18 protein-coding genes are annotated in these 15,453 nt (G+C 70.5%); 8 read left to right on the plus strand and 10 right to left on the minus strand.

Annotated elements, in window-relative coordinates; translation table 11 throughout:
* Window positions 1–2 precede the first annotated feature (2 nt).
* From OH768_RS03920 to OH768_RS03935, 4 genes are all read right to left on the minus strand, one after another.
* Window positions 3–1,586, minus strand: coding sequence for an ABC transporter substrate-binding protein (locus OH768_RS03920; RefSeq protein ID WP_406450033.1), 1,584 nt, complete (start codon window positions 1,584–1,586; stop codon window positions 3–5).
* A gap of 183 nt (window positions 1,587–1,769) precedes the next feature.
* Window positions 1,770–2,528, minus strand: coding sequence for an ABC transporter permease (locus tag OH768_RS03925; protein WP_406450035.1), 759 nt, complete (start codon window positions 2,526–2,528; stop codon window positions 1,770–1,772).
* Window positions 2,525–3,325, minus strand: a complete 801-nt coding sequence (locus OH768_RS03930; RefSeq protein ID WP_406450037.1) for a class I SAM-dependent methyltransferase — start codon at window positions 3,323–3,325, stop codon at window positions 2,525–2,527. Before OH768_RS03930 ends, OH768_RS03925 begins: the two co-directional genes overlap by 4 nt.
* A gap of 5 nt (window positions 3,326–3,330) precedes the next feature.
* Window positions 3,331–4,365: an ABC transporter substrate-binding protein gene (locus OH768_RS03935; RefSeq protein WP_406450039.1), complete on the minus strand. Its 1,035-nt coding sequence runs from the start codon at window positions 4,363–4,365 to the stop codon at window positions 3,331–3,333.
* A 155-nt stretch (window positions 4,366–4,520) separates the two neighbouring features.
* On the opposite strand from OH768_RS03935, the gene OH768_RS03940 reads away from it, so the two are divergent.
* Complete coding sequence (locus OH768_RS03940) at window positions 4,521–5,279, plus strand: ABC transporter ATP-binding protein (RefSeq protein ID WP_406450041.1); 759 nt, start codon at window positions 4,521–4,523, stop codon at window positions 5,277–5,279.
* Between the two features lie 93 nt (window positions 5,280–5,372).
* The gene (locus tag OH768_RS03945) at window positions 5,373–5,753 is read left to right on the plus strand and encodes a LamG-like jellyroll fold domain-containing protein (RefSeq protein ID WP_406450043.1); all 381 of its coding nucleotides are present in this window, start codon (window positions 5,373–5,375) and stop codon (window positions 5,751–5,753) included.
* Between the two features lie 5 nt (window positions 5,754–5,758).
* Here the strand turns inward: OH768_RS03945 and OH768_RS03950 are convergent, their stop codons facing one another.
* On the minus strand, window positions 5,759–6,241 hold the full coding sequence (locus tag OH768_RS03950) for a VOC family protein (protein ID WP_406450045.1): 483 nt from the start codon (window positions 6,239–6,241) through the stop codon (window positions 5,759–5,761).
* 133 nt (window positions 6,242–6,374) lie between these two features.
* Between OH768_RS03950 and OH768_RS03955 the strand changes: the two genes are divergently transcribed.
* The 3 genes from OH768_RS03955 to OH768_RS03965 all read left to right on the plus strand — a co-directional run bounded on the left by OH768_RS03955 (window position 6,375) and on the right by OH768_RS03965 (window position 8,943).
* On the plus strand, window positions 6,375–7,583 hold the full coding sequence (locus OH768_RS03955) for an epoxide hydrolase family protein (protein ID WP_406450047.1): 1,209 nt from the start codon (window positions 6,375–6,377) through the stop codon (window positions 7,581–7,583).
* Between the two features lie 102 nt (window positions 7,584–7,685).
* Window positions 7,686–8,339, plus strand: coding sequence for an ATP-dependent Clp protease proteolytic subunit (locus tag OH768_RS03960; protein ID WP_406450049.1), 654 nt, complete (start codon window positions 7,686–7,688; stop codon window positions 8,337–8,339).
* A gap of 1 nt (window position 8,340) precedes the next feature.
* On the plus strand, window positions 8,341–8,943 hold the full coding sequence (locus OH768_RS03965) for a ClpP family protease (protein WP_262060425.1): 603 nt from the start codon (window positions 8,341–8,343) through the stop codon (window positions 8,941–8,943).
* A gap of 9 nt (window positions 8,944–8,952) precedes the next feature.
* Here OH768_RS03965 and OH768_RS03970 read toward each other — a convergent pair whose 3' ends face one another.
* Window positions 8,953–9,345 (minus strand): helix-turn-helix domain-containing protein, encoded by a 393-nt coding sequence (locus OH768_RS03970; protein ID WP_406450051.1) that lies wholly within the window; start codon window positions 9,343–9,345, stop codon window positions 8,953–8,955.
* Between the two features lie 87 nt (window positions 9,346–9,432).
* On the opposite strand from OH768_RS03970, the gene OH768_RS03975 reads away from it, so the two are divergent.
* Window positions 9,433–10,212 (plus strand): class I SAM-dependent methyltransferase, encoded by a 780-nt coding sequence (locus OH768_RS03975; RefSeq protein WP_406450053.1) that lies wholly within the window; start codon window positions 9,433–9,435, stop codon window positions 10,210–10,212.
* Here OH768_RS03975 and OH768_RS03980 read toward each other — a convergent pair.
* Entirely contained in the window at window positions 10,209–10,670 is a 462-nt protein-coding gene (locus tag OH768_RS03980; RefSeq protein ID WP_406450055.1) for an ATP-binding protein, read from the minus strand. The two genes, OH768_RS03975 and OH768_RS03980, sit on opposite strands and share 4 nt — an antisense overlap.
* 80 nt (window positions 10,671–10,750) lie before the next feature.
* Complete coding sequence (locus OH768_RS03985) at window positions 10,751–11,971, minus strand: DUF6777 domain-containing protein (RefSeq protein WP_406450057.1); 1,221 nt, start codon at window positions 11,969–11,971, stop codon at window positions 10,751–10,753.
* Between the two features lie 162 nt (window positions 11,972–12,133).
* On the opposite strand from OH768_RS03985, the gene OH768_RS03990 reads away from it, so the two are divergent.
* Together OH768_RS03990 and OH768_RS03995 are read left to right on the plus strand one after the other, a co-directional pair.
* Window positions 12,134–13,423 carry a streptophobe family protein gene (locus OH768_RS03990; RefSeq protein WP_406450059.1) on the plus strand — a complete coding sequence of 430 codons (1,290 nt, stop codon included), beginning with the start codon at window positions 12,134–12,136 and terminating at the stop codon, window positions 13,421–13,423.
* 31 nt (window positions 13,424–13,454) lie between these two features.
* A complete protein-coding gene (locus OH768_RS03995) occupies window positions 13,455–13,892 on the plus strand; it encodes a nuclear transport factor 2 family protein (protein WP_406450061.1) in 438 nt (145 codons plus the stop codon).
* A 56-nt stretch (window positions 13,893–13,948) separates the two neighbouring features.
* On the opposite strand, the gene OH768_RS04000 is transcribed toward OH768_RS03995, so the two are convergent.
* Together OH768_RS04000 and OH768_RS04005 are read right to left on the minus strand one after the other, a co-directional pair.
* Entirely contained in the window at window positions 13,949–14,902 is a 954-nt protein-coding gene (locus OH768_RS04000; RefSeq protein WP_406450063.1) for a serine/threonine-protein kinase, read from the minus strand.
* On the minus strand, window positions 14,892–15,449 hold the full coding sequence (locus tag OH768_RS04005) for a hypothetical protein (RefSeq protein ID WP_406450065.1): 558 nt from the start codon (window positions 15,447–15,449) through the stop codon (window positions 14,892–14,894). Before OH768_RS04005 ends, OH768_RS04000 begins: the two co-directional genes overlap by 11 nt.
* Window positions 15,450–15,453: the final 4 nt, after the last annotated feature.

Below are 15,453 nucleotides of genomic sequence, written 5' to 3' on the forward strand. Positions count from 1 at the left end.
GGTCAGGCTCCCTTCAGGCCGATGCCCAGGTAGTCGAACTCGAAGCCGTGCTCGGCGTATCCGCGTACCTTGCGGGAGATGCCGACGAGCCGGTCGGCGAACATCGGGGTCATCGCCCCGCCCTTCTCGATCACCAACGTCTGTGCCTCGCCGTACAGTTCGCGCCGTTTGGTGTCGTCGAGCTCGGCGCGGGCCCGGTCGAGGACCGCGTCGAAGCCCTTGTCGGACCAGGCGGTCTCGTTGTATGAGGAGCCGCTGCGGAAGATCTGGGTGAAGAGCTGGTCGACGGGCCGGCCCGTGAACCAGTAGGTGGCCATCAGCGGCTTCTTCATCCAGATCTGCGTGTAGTAGGAGTCCGCCGAGGCCGTCTTGACGTTGATCCGGATGCCGGCCCGCTTCGCGGAGTCCTGGTAGGCGAGCGCCATCGGCGTGAACAGCGGGTCGTAGGAGGAGGTGTAGAGGTCCATCGCCAGGCCTTCGTGGCCCGCCTGCTTGAGCAGGTACTTCGCCTGCTCCGGGTCGTGCTTGGGGTGCGCGGAGATGTAGGCCGGGTCGCTGGGCGGCACCGGGTTGTCCCAGCCCGCCGTGCCCGCGCCCTGGAGGGCGACCTGCACGACGTGCTCGGGGTCGTAGGCCAGCTTCATCGCCTGGCGGACGCGGACGTCGGTGAAGGGCTTCTCGGTGGTGAGCATCGGGAGGACGTACCACTGGGCGTTCTTCACGCGGGCGATGGTGGCGCGGTCGGAGGCGGCGACCACGCGGGCGGTCGGGAAGTCGAGGTTGGTCTGGGAGAGCAGGTCGACCTGCCCTGCCAGCAAGGCGTTCGAGCGGGCCGACATGTCGGCGACCGAGTAGAAGGCGATCGCGTCGAGGACGGGGCGGCCCGCCCAGTGGTCCGCGTACGCGGTGACGCGGCCGGGGCCCGCCGGGGCGAACGACTCCAGCTTGAAGGGGCCGGTGCCGATGCCGGTGCGGCCGACGGACTTCGCGCTGCCGTCCGGGATGACGTAGCAGTTGTAGTGCGTCAGCAGGCTCGGGAACTCGGCGTTCGGGGACTTGAGAGGGACGACGAGAGTGTGGGCGTCGGGTGTGCCCAGCTTCGCCGGGTCGATGAGCGGGGCGAGGACCGCGGCCTGCGGGGACGCCGTCGCCTTGTCGAGGATGTGGCGGAGCGTGTAGGCGGCGTCGGCGGAGGTGAAGGCGCGGCCGTTGTGGAAGGCGACGCCCTTGCGCAGGCGGAAGGTCCAGGTGCGGGCCTTGGCGTCGGGCTCCCAGGACTCGGCGAGGTCGGGGGCCAGCTCGCCGTTCGTGCCGATGCGGACGAGCCGGTTGTAGAGGGCGCCCAGGTACTCGTACGCGGACAGTGAGCTGGCCGGGTCGAGGGTCTCGGCGTCGGAGGCGGGCGGCCGGGCGATGCGCAGGGTGCCGCCGCGGTCGGGGGCGCCCTTCGCGGCTGCGGCCGGCAGGACGGGGGCGGCCTCCGCCCCGGCACAGCCGGTCAGCAGCCAGGACCCGCCGAGTGCCGCCGCCGAGGCGAGGCCCGCGGTGAGCACCGACCGGCGGCCCGGGTGGTGGATGTCGGACATGTACCGACCGTCCTTGTCGCTATTCGTTCAGCTATTCGTTCCGCTGAACGATTGAGTAAAGTGCGTGAACGATAACGAGGGGATGGTTTCCCGCCAACCCTTTGGGCCCGGAAATTAACGTCCGAAACGCACTGGTTACCGGGAGGCGCCGCGCAGGGGCCGCCGGAACGGCCCGGTGGTCGCTCAGCCGGTGATCTCGCGGGCCCAGGGCAGAAGTGCCCGCTCCGCGAGGACGACGGCGTAGAAGAGCAGCACACTCATGGCGCTGAGCAGGGCCATCGCGGCGAACGCGAGAGGTGTGTCGGCGTTGCCGCCGGAGGCCACGATGACGTAGCCGAGGCCTTGGTCACCGCCCGCGAACTCGCCGACGACCGCGCCGACGACGGCGAGGGTGACGCCGAGGCGCAGGCCGATGAAGACCTGGGGCAGGGCCCAGGGGATGCGGAGCTTGCGGTAGGTCTGCCAGCGGGACGCGGTGAGCGAGTGGGCCAGCTCGGTCAGTTCCAGGGGGACGGAAGTCAGTCCTGCCATCGTCGACACGACCACGGGGAACCAGGCGAGCAGGGCCACCATGAACACCTTCGGGGCCGTGCCGAAGCCGAGCCAGACCACGAGGAGCGGCGCCACCGCGATCTTGGGTACGGCGTTGACGGCGACCAGCAGTGGCATGACCGCGCGTTCCACGCCCCGGGACGCGGTGAGCAGCACGGCGGTCGCGAGTCCCGCGCCGACGGCCAGGCCGAAGCCGACGGCCGTCTCGGTGAACGTCTGCCAGGTCTGGCGGAGCAGATAGCCGGGCAGCCGGCCGAAGGCGTCGACGACGTCGGGCGGCGCGGGCAGCAGGAACGGCCGGATGTCGAAGACGACGGTCACCAGCCACCACCCGGCGAGCGCGCACGCGGCCGCGAGGACCGGCGGTCCCGCCGACAGGACGCGTCTCACGCCGAGGGCCTGCGGCCGATGGTCGAGTAGGTGAAGTGGCCGCGCACCAGCAGCCGGGGGTCGGCGACCAGCCGGTCCAGTTCGTCGAGTTGGGCCTCCGTCATGCCGGCCGCGAGGAAGTCCTCGCGTGCCTGCGCGATGTTCGCGGCGATCAGCAGCGCGCCCGCGGTGCCGCCCGGCCAGGAGCGGGAGTGGATCACGGTGTCCACATCGGTCAGGCCCGCCTCCAGCATGGCGGCGGGCACCCGTCCGGCCCAGGTGGGGTCGTTGCCGTGGGCGGGCAGGACGCGTTCGACCAGCAACTCGTGGTAGAGGTCGACCAGTTGGGCGGCCTGCGCGGTGGGGGCCGCGAGGACCAGCTTGCGGAAGGTCGTCTCGAAGTCCTCCAGCACCAGCGCGCCGCCGGGAGCGAGGGCTGCCGCGAGCCTGCGGAGCACGGCTTCCCGTCCCGGCAGATGCAGCAGCACCAGCCGGGCGTGGATCACGTCCCAGGGGCCGTCCGGCACCGGATCCTTCTCCAGGTCGTGCACCAGCACGTCGTACCGCGGACTCGCGGGCAGATGGCGGATGTTGACGTCGGTGGCCAGCACCCGGCCGGAGGGTCCGGTCGCGCGGGCGAGCCAGTCGGCGATGCTGCCGCCCCCGGCGCCGGTCTCCAGACAGCGCAGGCCGGTCAGGTCGCCGAGGGACGCCAGCCGCGCGATCGTGAACTCATCCAGGATCGTGGGGAGTTGGCCGTGCCGGTCGGCGGCTTCGGGATGGTCGTTGTCGAAGACGTACGAGAGCGGCGTCTCCATGGCCGTCAACTCGACTTCATGGCGGCGAAGTCGACGACGTCCTGCGGTGTCATCCCCGGCTGGATGACACCGGCCCTCTCCAGGCTCGTGAGGGCGCCCTGCATCCGCGCCACGGTGATCACACCGATGTTCGCGGTGCCCTCGGCCGTCACGGCCGGTGTCATCAGCTTGATCTCCTGGGTCGCCGCCGTCGCGTCCGTCTCCGGGTGCTTGGCGTGCAGCAACTTCCCTGCCTCGTCGGGGTGTTGGATCGTGTATTTCAGTCCCTTGAGCAGCGCGGCGCGGAAGCGCTTGACCAGGTCGGGCTGCTTGGCGGCGAGGGAGGCCGTGGTGACCGTCGCGTTGCCGAACAGGTCGGGCAGATAGGTGCTGTAGGGAAACACGACGACATGCTTCGACCTGGCCTGCACGGTGGCCTTCTCGATGGTGGGGCGGCCGATCAGGAACGTGCTGAGCGCGTCGGCCTTTCCGCTCGCGAGGGCCGGGCCCAACTGGACGGGCTGGACGGCGATCCAGTGGATTCCGGCCGTGTCGATGCCGGCCAGCTTGGCGTAGCCGGGGAACAGCAGCTGGTTCACGGAGTTGGCGGCGGCGGCGATCTTTTTGCCCGTGAGGTCCTTCGGGGTGCTGATGCCCGAGCCCTGCATCGCCATGATGGAGACGAGGGTGCGCTGGTGGATGGCGAGCACGGCGCGGAAGTCTCGATAGGCCGTGGAGTTCTTGGCCCCGGCGGAAATCATCGCGCCCGTCAGATCGAGGCTGGTGAACTGGGCTTTCCCTGAGGCGAGGGCCTTGAGGTTCTCTCCGGCGGCCTTTCCGAGTTCGATCTTTACGTCGATTCCGGCCTGCCGGAAATAGCCCTTCTGCTCGGCGACCCAGGCGAAGGCATCCCGTCCCGCAGCACCGAAGGCGGTGACATAGGTGAGCTGGTCCTTGGCCGAACTCGTGCTCTTGGAAGGTGAGTTGGAGCCACAGGCAGCGGCGGCCAGCAGTGTGGCCGCCGCGCAGAAAACCGTCGCCGTACGGTGTGAGCGGATCATGCGACCTCCCCTGAGCGGGAATGGGTGGGGGGACGGCGGAAGTCGGTGGGGGTTTATCGCCGGGGTCGCGATCCGGCAAATCGTACGCGTGCATGTCACAATCCAGCAGAGCGATTTTCGGTATTCCGCGCACGGCGGCCGACGGGAGTCGACGCGTGATCGAACTACGGGGTGTGTCCAAGGAGTTCACGCATCGGCGCGGCCGTGTCGAAGCGCTTCAGGGCATCGATCTGGAGGCCGGTGACGGCGAGTTCGTGGCGGTCGTCGGGCGTTCCGGCTGCGGGAAGTCGACGCTGCTGCGGCTGATCGCCGGGCTGGCGCCGCCGACCCGGGGCGAGATCCTCATGGACGGCCGTGCCGTCACCGGGCCGCGCGGCGACTGCGCCGTCCTCTTCCAGCGGCCGGCGCTGCTGCCGTGGCGGTCGGTGCTGGACAATGTGCTGCTGCCTGCGGAGATCTCGGGCGACCGGCGCGACGGCTCCCGGAAACGGGCGCTGGGACTGATCGAGGCGATGGGCCTCGACGGCTTCCAGCGGCGCCTGCCGCACGAGCTGTCCGGCGGGATGCAGCAGCGGGTGGCGCTGTGCCGGTCGCTGATGCAGCGCCCTCGGGTGCTGCTGATGGACGAGCCGTTCTCCGCGCTCGACGCGCTCACCCGGGACGAGTTGTGCGCCGAGTTGCAGCGCACGCACCGCGAGCATCCGTCCACCGTCGTCCTCGTCACCCACTCCGTCGACGAGGCGGTCATGCTGGCCGATCGGGTGGTGGTGCTGACGCCCCGCCCCGGCCGGATCCGTACGGTCCTCGACATCACGCTCCCCCGGCCGCGCACCCGCGCCAGGGCCGATCAGGCGGAGCAACTGGCCCGGCGGGCCGCCGAGTTGCACGCGCTGCTGCTGGACAGCGACACCTGACCCCATCTCCATTCCCGCCCCCACCGTCAACTGCCGTCCCTCCACGCCCTGTTGACATCACACAGCGGGCGCCTAGCGTGTCCAGCGCACAGCATGTCGCACGACATCCGGGATTTCGAACAGGAGTGGAGCGGTGGAGGGACACCGCCGCCCCGACTCCCAACTCCTCGACATGCGAAGGACATTGGTGATGACCCCACCCCTGGGCAGACGTCAGTTGCTCGCGGCCGCAGGTGCCACCTCGGCCGCCTTCACCCTCACCGGGTCGCCGTCCTGTACGTGGACGGCGCGGAAGCCGGCCGGAACACCGCCGTCACCGTGGAGCCGCGCCGCTTCGGCAACCACGTCCGGGCCGGATACGTAGGCCGGTCGCAGTACGCCGACCCGTACCTGAAGGGCGCGGTCGACGACTTCCGGGTCCACGGCAGGACGCTGAGCGCCGCCGAGGTGGCGACGCTGGCGCGACCGGCATAGCGGTGTCACTCCCCCGCGAAGGCCTTCTCCAGCGCGGCGAGGTCGAACTTGCTCATCGCCATGAAGGACTCCGTCGCACGGGCGACCTTCGAGGGGTCCGGGTCGGTGATCATGTCGATCAGCCGGGTGGGGACGACCTGCCAGGACAGGCCGTACTTGTCCTTGAGCCAGCCGCAGGGGCCGGGCTCGCCGCCGCCCTCGATGAGCTTGGCCCAGTAGTAGTCGATGTCCTCCTGGTTCTCGCACGGGATCTGGAAGGAGACCGCCTCGGTGAACTTGAACTCGGGGCCGCCGTTCAGCGCGACGAACTTCTGCCCGAAGGCCGTGAACTCGACGGTGAGCACCGAGCCCGCCGGCTGCGGGGCGCCCTCGCCGTAGTGGCTGACGCGGCCGATGCTGGAGTTCTTGAAGATCGACACGTAGAGGTGGGCGGCTTCCTCGGCCTGGCCGTCGAACCAGAGACACGTGGTGAATCCGTCGGTGGTCATGAGCTCCTCCATGGGCTCCGGGGGCGTCGAACACGGTCATCTGTATCGACTGGCGCCCTCCGCGAAACTCATCGGTCGGGGCGCCGGACAATTCAGGTGGCCGATCCGCCGCCCGGAACTAGTCTCGGACTCCATGACGTCCTCGCAGACTGACAGCGTCCACCCGTTCCGCATCGACATCCCGCAGGCCGACCTCGACGATCTGCACGCCCGCCTCGACCGCACCCGCTGGCCCGACGAGCTGCCCGACACGGGCTGGGCGTACGGCGTGCCGGCGGACTATCTGCGGGAGCTGGTGCGGTACTGGCGGCACGAGTACGACTGGCGGGCGGCCGAGGCCGAGCTCAACGCGTGGCCGCAGTTCACGACCACCATCGACGGGTCGAACGTCCACTTCGCGCACATCCGCTCCCCGGAACCGGACGCCACCCCGCTGATCATCACGCACGGCTGGCCGGGCTCGATCGTCGAATTCGTCGACATCGTGGGCCTGTTGACCGATCCGGCGGCCCACGGCGGCGACCCGGCCGACGCCTTCCACGTGGTCGTGCCCAGCATTCCGGGCTTCGGGCTGTCCGGGCCGCCCGCCGACACCGGCTGGGAGACGGGCCGGATCGCCGACGCCTGGGCCGAGTTGATGCACCGCCTCGGCTACGAGCGGTTCGGCGCGCAGGGCGGCGACTGGGGCGCGGCGATCTCCCGCGGGCTGGGCCGCGCCCACCCCGACCGGGTCATCGGCGTCCACCTCAACCTGTTGCCGGGCGCGCAGGCACACACCGAGCCCACCGCCGAGGAGCTGGCCGCGCTCGGCCCCGAGGAGCGGGCGGACGCCCTGGAGTCCTGGCGCCGCTGGACCGCCTGGCAGGCCGAGGGCACCGGATACGCCGTCCTCCACGCCACCCGCCCACAGACCCTGGCGTACGCCCTCACGGACTCGCCGGTCGGCCAACTCGCCTGGATCGTCGAGAAGTTCAGGGAGTGGACCGACTCGGAGGAGCTGCCCGAGGAGGCCGTGGACCGGGACCGGCTGCTCACCGACGTGATGCTGTACTGGCTGACGGGGACCGCAGGTTCGGCCGCCCGGATCTACTACGAGCGGGCCCACGCCACCGGTGCCCGGGCCACCGCGCCCACCCTCCCGTCCACCGCCCCCACCGCGCTCGCCCTCTTCCCAGCCGAAATCCAGCTCCCGCTCCGCCACAAGGCGGAGCGAACCGAGAACATCGTCCGCTGGACCAAGCTCGACCGAGGCGGCCACTTCGCCGCCATGGAGGAGCCGGACCTGCTGGCGAAGGACGTACGGGCCTTCTTCCGGCAGCTGCGCGAGAAGGGCTCGGAGTGACCGCTCTGCCCACGGCGAATCTGCTACGAGCCTAGAAACCCGCAGTTCGGGCGCCTACCGGCCGACAGTGGAGACACCACAGAGCCTCGACAAGGAGTGCCGATGTCTTCACTCACGGCCGGCTTCGCGCCGGCCCTCATGCCGCGCGCCGAGGAGGGCGACACCCCGCCCTCCCGCTTCGACGACCACCTGGCCGCGCAGCTCCTGGCCCAGCGGATCGTCCTCCTCGGCACCCAGGTCGACGAGGTCTCCGCGAACCGGGTCTGCGCCCAGCTCCTGATCCTCTCCGCGGAGGACCCGCGCACGGACATCAGCCTGTACGTCAACAGCCCCGGCGGCTCGGTGACGGCGGGCCTCGCGATCTACGACACCATGCAGCTGATCCCGAACGACGTCTCGACGCTGGCCATGGGATTCGCGGCGAGCATGGGCCAGTTCCTGCTGACCGTCGGCGCACCCGGCAAGCGCTACGCCCTCCCTCACGCGCGGGTCATGATGCACCAGCCGTCGGCGGGCATCGGCGGCACCACCGCCGACATCGAGATCCAGGCGGAGAACCTGGAGCACACGAAGCGGACCATCGAACGCCTCACCGCCCAGCACACCGGCCAGAGCGAGGAGACCGTCTCCCGCGACGGCGACCGCGACCGCTGGTTCACGGCCGAACAGGCCAAGGAGTACGGCATGGTGGACCGGGTCGTCGCCTCCCTGGCCGACGTCCGCCCGGCCGCCTCCAAGCGACGGATGGGGCTCTGACATGGGTACGTACACGATTCCGAACGTCGTCGAGCGAACCCCGCAGGGCGAGCGGTCCTACGACGTGTTCAGCCGGCTGCTGTCCGAGCGGATCATCTTCCTCGGCACCGAGATCGACGACGGGGTGGCCAATGTCGTCATCGCGCAACTCCTCCATCTGGAGTCGGCGTCCCCGGAGAGTGAGATCGCGATCTACATCAACTCCCCCGGCGGCTCGTTCACTTCGCTCATGGCGATCTACGACACGATGACGTACGTGCAGGCCCCGATCTCGACGTTCTGCGTCGGCCAGGCCGCGTCCACGGCGGCCGTACTGCTCGCGGGCGGCGACCCCGGACGCCGGTTCGTGCTGGAACACGCGCGCGTACTGCTCGGCCAGCCGGCGAGCGGCGGGCAGCGCGGCATGGTCTCCGATCTCGCGCTCCAGGCCAAGGAGATGGTCCGGATCCGCTCCCAGGTGGAGGAGGTGCTGTCGCGGCACACGCACCACGACATCGCGACGCTGCGCGCCGACATGGACCGCGACAAGGTGTTCACCGCGCCGGAGGCCGTGGCGTACGGCCTCGCCGACGAGGTGGTCAGCCGACGCCTCGTCGCGGTCTGACCGACACCGTCAGGCGGCGACCAGGCACAGCTGCCCGTTGTACGGCGAACTCACCCTGCCCTGGCGCCTGTTGCGGTACTGGGTGAACTCGTTCCGGGTCAGCGACAGCAGGTCGCCGAGGTCGAGACCGAGCGCGTGGGCGGCGGCCGCGAGGACCTCCGAGGAGGCCTCCTTGCGGCCCCGCTCCACCTCCGAGAGATACGGCATGGAGATCCGGGCGGCGTCGGCCACGTCCTTCAACGTGCGTTCCTGGGCGAGGCGTTCACGTCGCAGGACGTCACCGACCAGGTCCCGCCACAGGGGTTCCTTGGGAGCGGGAACCGCGGGCTCCGGCAGATGGGGGGCCGGCTCGTGCGGGCGCAGGGGGATCACGCGGGCTTGGTTCGGCGCTTGGTTGCTCACCCCCTCAGACTAAAAGCGCTGGACGCCAGGGCAAGGGATCAGCATTCTGCCCTGGGTGGAATCGCCGATCCGAAGGGTGCGGGAAAAGTGCTGCGCGACACGTTCGACAGTGCGGCCGAACGGTACGACCGGGCCCGCCCCCGGTATCCGCGCCCTCTCATGGCGGAACTGGCCCACGTGGCGGACCTCGGCCCGGACAGCCGGGTGCTGGAGATCGCCCCCGGGACCGGCCAACTCACCGTCCCACTGGCAGAGTTCGGCTGCCGGCTGACCGCCGTGGAGCTGGGGCCGTCCCTGGCCGCGGTGGCCCGGCGCAACCTGAGCGCGTTCCCCCGGGTGGACGTGCAGGTGGCGGACTTCGAGCGGTGGGAACTGCCGGACGAGCCCTTCGACCTGGTGGCGATCGCGACGGCGTTCCACTGGTTCGATGCCCGGGACTTCGTGGCGAAGGCGGCGTCCGCCCTGCGCCCCGGCGGGCAGCTCGCGGTCGTCACCACCCACCATGTGGCGGGCGGCACCCAGGAGTTCTTCGACCGGATGCAGCGCTGCTACGAACGCTGGGACCCGACCACCCCGCCCGGCCTGCGGAGTCCCACCGAGGACGAATCGGCCACGGACACCGGGGAGTTCGAGCGCTCCGAGCACTTCGAGGACGTCACGGTGTGGCGCGGTGCGCAGGAGATCACGTACACGACCGACGAGTACCTCGACGTCGTACTCACGTACTCGGGCCATCTCGCCATGGACGAGCCCTCACGCCAGGGCCTCCTCGCCTGCCTCCGGAACCTGCTGGAGACACGGCACGGCGGCCGGGTCACCAAGCGGTACTTCCACGAACTGATCACGGCCACCCGGACCGGGGCCTAGCAGTCCTCGCCGTTCAGGCGCACCACCGCACGCACCTGCTTGCCGACCGGTACCCGTTCGACGGTCACACGGGCGGCCAGGGCGTGCACGATCTCCAGGCCGTGCCGGCCGATCCGCTCGGGGTCGCGGGCGAAGAGCCGGGGCAGGGCGACACTGCTGTCGCAGACGGACACCGTCACCGCCGCGTCCGTACCCTCCAGCTCCAGGATGTACGGGCCGTTGCTGTGCCGGTCCGCGTTGGTGACCAACTCGCTCACCACCAGCAGCAGTCCGCCCTCGGACCGGTCGTCGATCGTGGCGCACCACTCGGTTCTGAGCTGCTCCAGGAACTGGTGGGTGAAGTGCCGGGCATCGGAGATGCAGCCCGGTTCCCCGGTGTAGTGCGCCGCCCGCCTCAGCGGTTCCACGGGCACGTCGAAACGAGTCGGTATCACTACCCCGTCCCGGTGGTCGATCATGCGTGTCTCTCTCGAAGGCGGGCGCCGGCCTGTTGCTGTCGCACCAGTGCTCGTACCCAGCCCCACGCCGGGCAGTCCCCCTATGACAGTGACGGTGAACTCGTCCCCGGGGAAACCGGCGCGCTGAAGCTCGACATCGAAACCGACGCGGAGGTCGTCGTCGCACTGGAGGCGACCGATTCGGGCGCGGAGGACGAGGCCGACGAAGACGACGAGGCTGCCGACGACTCGGTCGACGGCGGCTCGGAGGACGGCGATTCCGAACTCGGGGACGATGAGGACGGAGTGGACGGCGACGACGGGGAACTCGACGACGGCGACTTGGAGGACGGCGAGGTCGGCGGGGACACGGTCACCGAGGGGCTGGCCGGGTTCAGTGGCCGCGGGGTCCGGTGGTCGTGCCGGCCCGTGTCGCCGTGGTGGCGGCCGAACCAGTGCCCGTTGTGCGGGTCGTAGATCACGAAGATGTTGATGACCTGCGGTGCGGGCGTGACCACGACGACGTTCTGCGGCCGGTACGAGGACCAGGTGTCGCCGGTCGGCTTCGGAGTGGTCTGCTGGGCGACGGGCGGGGAGAGCGGGTTGCCGCAGGCGCAGCGGACGCGGGGCACGCCGTGGCTGTCGACGAGGACGGCGGTGCCGGCCTGGAGGACGGCCTGGTAGCTGGTGGCGACGCCGGCGCGGTAGCCGTGGTTGGTGACGCGGGTGTCCATGCGCAGCTGTACGGAGGTGAGGGAGCGCAGATAGGCGGGGACTCCGGCGGGTTGGACGCCGACGACGGACGCGAACGCCTTGTTCTTCGCCGGGTTCGCCTGGAGGGCCTTGATCTGCTTCTCCACATCGCAGCTGGCGACGTTCTGGGTGCCGCCGTAGAGACCGGGGGCGCCGCCGTCGACACCGCGCACGGCGTTCGCCGGTTCCGAGGCGGTGGGCGAGGCGGAGACCGGAGGGGCGGAGCTCTCGCTCGCCGTGGACTCCGTGAACGGGTCCGGACCGGTCTTGGCCGCGGCCTGAAGAAAGACCTCGCCCTTGCCCGCCTTAGTGGTCGAGCCGCCGTCGGAGCGGGTGAAGACGAGGCCCAGCACCACGGCGGCCACCACGACCGCGGTGAGGATCGCGACGCGTGGCGCCGACTTCCACCAGGGGCGGTGCGGCTCCGGCGCCCCGGTGCCGCCGCCCGAGGGCTGCGAGGGCGGGCCCGAAGGCGGCTGGGGTGGTCCCGAAGGCGGCTGGGGTGGTCCCGACAGCGGGCCGGAGGGCGGTCCGGTGGGGCGGCCTGAAGACGGAGGTTCGACGCTCACGAGTTCTTCTTCCCGACGCGGTTTTCAGCGGCATTCATCACGATTGATGCCGCTTTATCCACAACGAACCCATTGTGTGCTCCGGTCCCCGTCCGCCCGCAAGCCGACGCGGACGGCCCTCCCGGCGGGCGCGCTCCCCCGGCGCTGCTTAGCGTGGCAGACGTGACCCCCCGAACCCCCTCCGACCAGGCAGTCACCCGCCATGGCTGGGTCCAGGCCCTGAGCACCGTACTGGCCGGACTACTCACCATGGGCGTGGTCGCCGCGCTGGGCCTGTGGGCGGCGGGCGCGACGGACCTCCCGGACGGCGCGTTCCCCCGGGTCGTCACGGCGACCGTGGTGACGGCCGTCGGCGGCACCGTGAAGCTCTCCGGAAACGCGGGCGCCCTGGCCGACACGAAGGCGGGCCTGACGGTCATCCCCCTCTCGGTGGCCCTGGCCGGCGCCCTGGCAACCGCCACGGCGTTCCTACGGCCCCTGCGGCACCGCGCGGTCGCCTCGGCCGCGGAGCTGGCCGGCTGGGCCGCCCGTATCGCCCTACTGTGGCTGCTCGGCCTGATCGGACTGGCTCTCGGCGCACGCCAGAAGTTCTCGATCTCCCTGGGGAGCGGAACTCTCGGTGACATCGGCGACCTGATCGGCGCCTCACCCGAGGTCGGCTTCGAGGCGGACGTACCGCAGACGGTGCTGTTCGGTCTGCTGTGGCTGGCCGGGGTACTGGTGCTGGCCCTCCTTGTGTCGCCGGGCGCACCGCTCCCCGCCGCGTTGCTGCGCTTCCACGCATCGGTACGCCCGGCGGCGTACGCCGTGGTGGCCCTGCTGCTGGCCTACGTCGCGCTCGGCGTCGTCGTCGCCCTGCTCACGGCGGTGACACGCGGGAACGTCACCCAGACCTTCGCCCTGATCCTGCTCGGCATGCCGAACCTCGTGTGGCTCACCCTCACGATCGGCCTGGGCGCCACCTGGAACGGCCGGGTCGACGGCCCCTTCGGCCTGCCCATGCCCCACCTGCTGGACAAGGTCCTGCGCACCCCGGACATCTCCACCCTCAACCTGAACTCCATCGCCGCCTTCGACGGCAGGGTGTGGTGGCTCCTGGTGGTGAACGCGGTCCTGCTCCTGTCCGCCGCGTTGCTGATGGCCGCCCGCTCACCGGCCCACACCCGCGCCTGGCAGCACGCCGTCCACCTGGCGGTCGCCTTCGCCCTCGCGGTCCTGATGATCTGCCTCGTCGGCCGGATCTCGGCCCACTACGGCCTCTCCCTCCTCGGCATCGGCGACGTGGGCGGCGGACTCTCCGGAGACCTCTTCCTGAAGCCCGAGTTGTGGTCGGCGGTGGGGCTGGCGGCGCTCTGGGGGCTGATCGCGGGCTTCCTGGGCGCACTGATGGCGAAGCCGGTACGCCGCCACGGCGAGATCGAAATCCCCGAGCAGTCGCAACGCCCGGCATGAGAGTGTGCGCCCAGCCGAGGAAAGGGCAGACATGGCACTGACTCTCGAAGACCGCCTGGCCATAACGGAGTTGATCGCGCTGCACGGCCACTTGGTCGACGAGGGCGAACTGGACCGTCTGACCGAGGTGTTCACCCCGGACGTCGAGTACGACGTCACGGACTTCGCCCAGGGCACGCTCATCGGTCTTCCCGAACTCGTGGGCGCGTCCTTGGCGTTGGGAGCCGGGAACCCCGTCGCACATCACGTCACGAACGTGGTGATCGAGGACTCGACGGAGGAACGGGTCCGGGCCCGCTCAAAGGGACTGGGCGTCCGGACGGACGGCTCCTGCGGTTCGGTGACGTACGAGGACACGGTGGTGCGCACGGGGGCCGGCTGGCGGATAGCGCGTCGCAGGGTGTCAGCACGGCGAGTGCCACTGAATGGGACGCGCAGCGTCCCTCCAGGGGCGCGGGGCTATATCTAGATGCGGCTCCGCCGGGTGGGCGCGACCAGCCACAACGAACCCGCAGACGACATAAGTCAGTCACGCCCCCTGAACACCGGCGCAGCCCACGCAGGCGGCGCGGCCACCCCCACATCCACCTCGGTCGCCGCATGCCCGGACACCCCGCCCCGCAACTCCGTCACGAACGCCAGACACGACTCGTACCGATCGTCCGGACTCTTGGCCAACGCCTTCACGAAGACGGCGTCGACGTGGCCCGGCAGATCGGGCCTGGCCTCGGTCAGCGGGGGCGGCATGTCGTACTGATGAGCCCACAGCAGCGCCATGTCGTCGTCCCGCCGGAACGGCGGACGTCCCGCGAGGGTCTCGTAGGCGACGCAGGCAAGCCCGTACACGTCACAGCGCCCGTCGACAGGTCGACCGGAGATCTGCTCCGGAGCCACGTAGTCGAGCGTGCCGACGAACTGCCCGACCGTCGTGAACCCGGTCAGCGACAACGACTTCTTCGTCAGGCCGAAGTCGGTCAGGTACACGTGCTCGGGATGGTCGTCGTCGGTGCCGCGCGCCACAAGGATGTTGCCGGGCTTCACATCCCGGTGGACCAGTCCGTGTTCGTGGGCGGCGTCCAGTGCGGACGCCACCTGACCGACGATGCGGGTGGCCGCCGAAAGCCCCAACGGGCCTGCCCGGTCCAGGAGATGGCGCAGATCGCTGCCGGAGACGTAGCGCATGGCGATGTAGAGGACGCCGTCCGTCTCGCCCGCCTCGAAGACCGGCACGATGTGCGGGTGGTCGATCGCGGCGGCGACCCGGGACTCGTGGGTGAAGCGTTTGCGGAAGGTGTCGTTGCGGGCGAGTTCCGGGGCGAGCAGTTTGAGGGCGACCGTGCGGTCCAGGCGGAGGTCGTGGGCGCGGTAGACGACCGCCATGCCACCGCGGCCGATCTCGTCCTCGATGCGGTAACCGGCGATCTGCCGGCCGATCAGCTCGGAGGGTCGCCCGGAGAAGAGGCTCGCGTCACGGGCCATCGGGGCTCACGACCTGTGTCGGGGCGTGGCCGGGGTCGGCCGGTTCGGCGCGGGGTCCGTCGTCGGTGGCGTAGGTGCTGAGCCGGGTGCCGTCGCCGTAGACCCAGCGCTCGTGGTCGGCGTCGTAGAGCCAGACGGAGGCGCCGTCGACGACCACCCCGATCCGCAGGCCCTTGGTGCGGGCCTCGAAGGACGCGCCGTCGAGGCCGCCGCCCGCGAGCTCCTCCACGGCGCTGCGGTACCGGGCGAGGGTCTGTTCGGCGCGGGCCAGCAGCGGGCGTGGGTCGGCGGTACGTGCCTGGGGGGCGCCGGCGGCGGGCGGGTCCTGGGAGACGGAGATGAGGTGACGGCCGTCGACCCAGGCGGACCAGCCGTTGGAGCACAGGGTGTGGGCCCAGTCGCCGCGCCGTTCGAGGAGCTGCACGGGGAGCAGCGCGTCGAGCGGCACGGTGGGGCGGGCAGGGTCCGGGGCCTCCCAGGCCGGCATCCCGTGTTCGGGGACGACATGCGTGGGCCGGAAGCCGGGGGTGGTCGTGGTGGTCGTCATGGGG

Origin of the sequence: Streptomyces sp. NBC_01622, assembly GCF_045209635.1 — a bacterium.
Taxonomy (GTDB): domain Bacteria; phylum Actinomycetota; class Actinomycetes; order Streptomycetales; family Streptomycetaceae; genus Streptomyces.

What these genes read in the sequence shown, in the direction of transcription:
- OH768_RS03920 (WP_406450033.1), bottom strand. Translation starts at nt 1,586, where the DNA reads ATGTCCGACATCCACCACCCGGGCCGCCGGTCGGTGCTCACCGCGGGC.
- OH768_RS03930 (WP_406450037.1), bottom strand. Translation starts at nt 3,325, where the DNA reads ATGGAGACGCCGCTCTCGTACGTCTTCGACAACGACCATCCCGAAGCC.
- OH768_RS03935 (WP_406450039.1), bottom strand. Translation starts at nt 4,365, where the DNA reads ATGATCCGCTCACACCGTACGGCGACGGTTTTCTGCGCGGCGGCCACA.
- OH768_RS03945 (WP_406450043.1), top strand. Translation starts at nt 5,373, where the DNA reads ATGTCGCACGACATCCGGGATTTCGAACAGGAGTGGAGCGGTGGAGGG.
- OH768_RS03950 (WP_406450045.1), bottom strand. Translation starts at nt 6,241, where the DNA reads ATGACCACCGACGGATTCACCACGTGTCTCTGGTTCGACGGCCAGGCC.
- OH768_RS03955 (WP_406450047.1), top strand. Translation starts at nt 6,375, where the DNA reads ATGACGTCCTCGCAGACTGACAGCGTCCACCCGTTCCGCATCGACATC.
- OH768_RS03960 (WP_406450049.1), top strand. Translation starts at nt 7,686, where the DNA reads ATGTCTTCACTCACGGCCGGCTTCGCGCCGGCCCTCATGCCGCGCGCC.
- OH768_RS03965 (WP_262060425.1), top strand. Translation starts at nt 8,341, where the DNA reads ATGGGTACGTACACGATTCCGAACGTCGTCGAGCGAACCCCGCAGGGC.
- OH768_RS03980 (WP_406450055.1), bottom strand. Translation starts at nt 10,670, where the DNA reads ATGATCGACCACCGGGACGGGGTAGTGATACCGACTCGTTTCGACGTG.
- OH768_RS03995 (WP_406450061.1), top strand. Translation starts at nt 13,455, where the DNA reads ATGGCACTGACTCTCGAAGACCGCCTGGCCATAACGGAGTTGATCGCG.
- OH768_RS04000 (WP_406450063.1), bottom strand. Translation starts at nt 14,902, where the DNA reads ATGGCCCGTGACGCGAGCCTCTTCTCCGGGCGACCCTCCGAGCTGATC.
- OH768_RS04005 (WP_406450065.1), bottom strand. Translation starts at nt 15,449, where the DNA reads ATGACGACCACCACGACCACCCCCGGCTTCCGGCCCACGCATGTCGTC.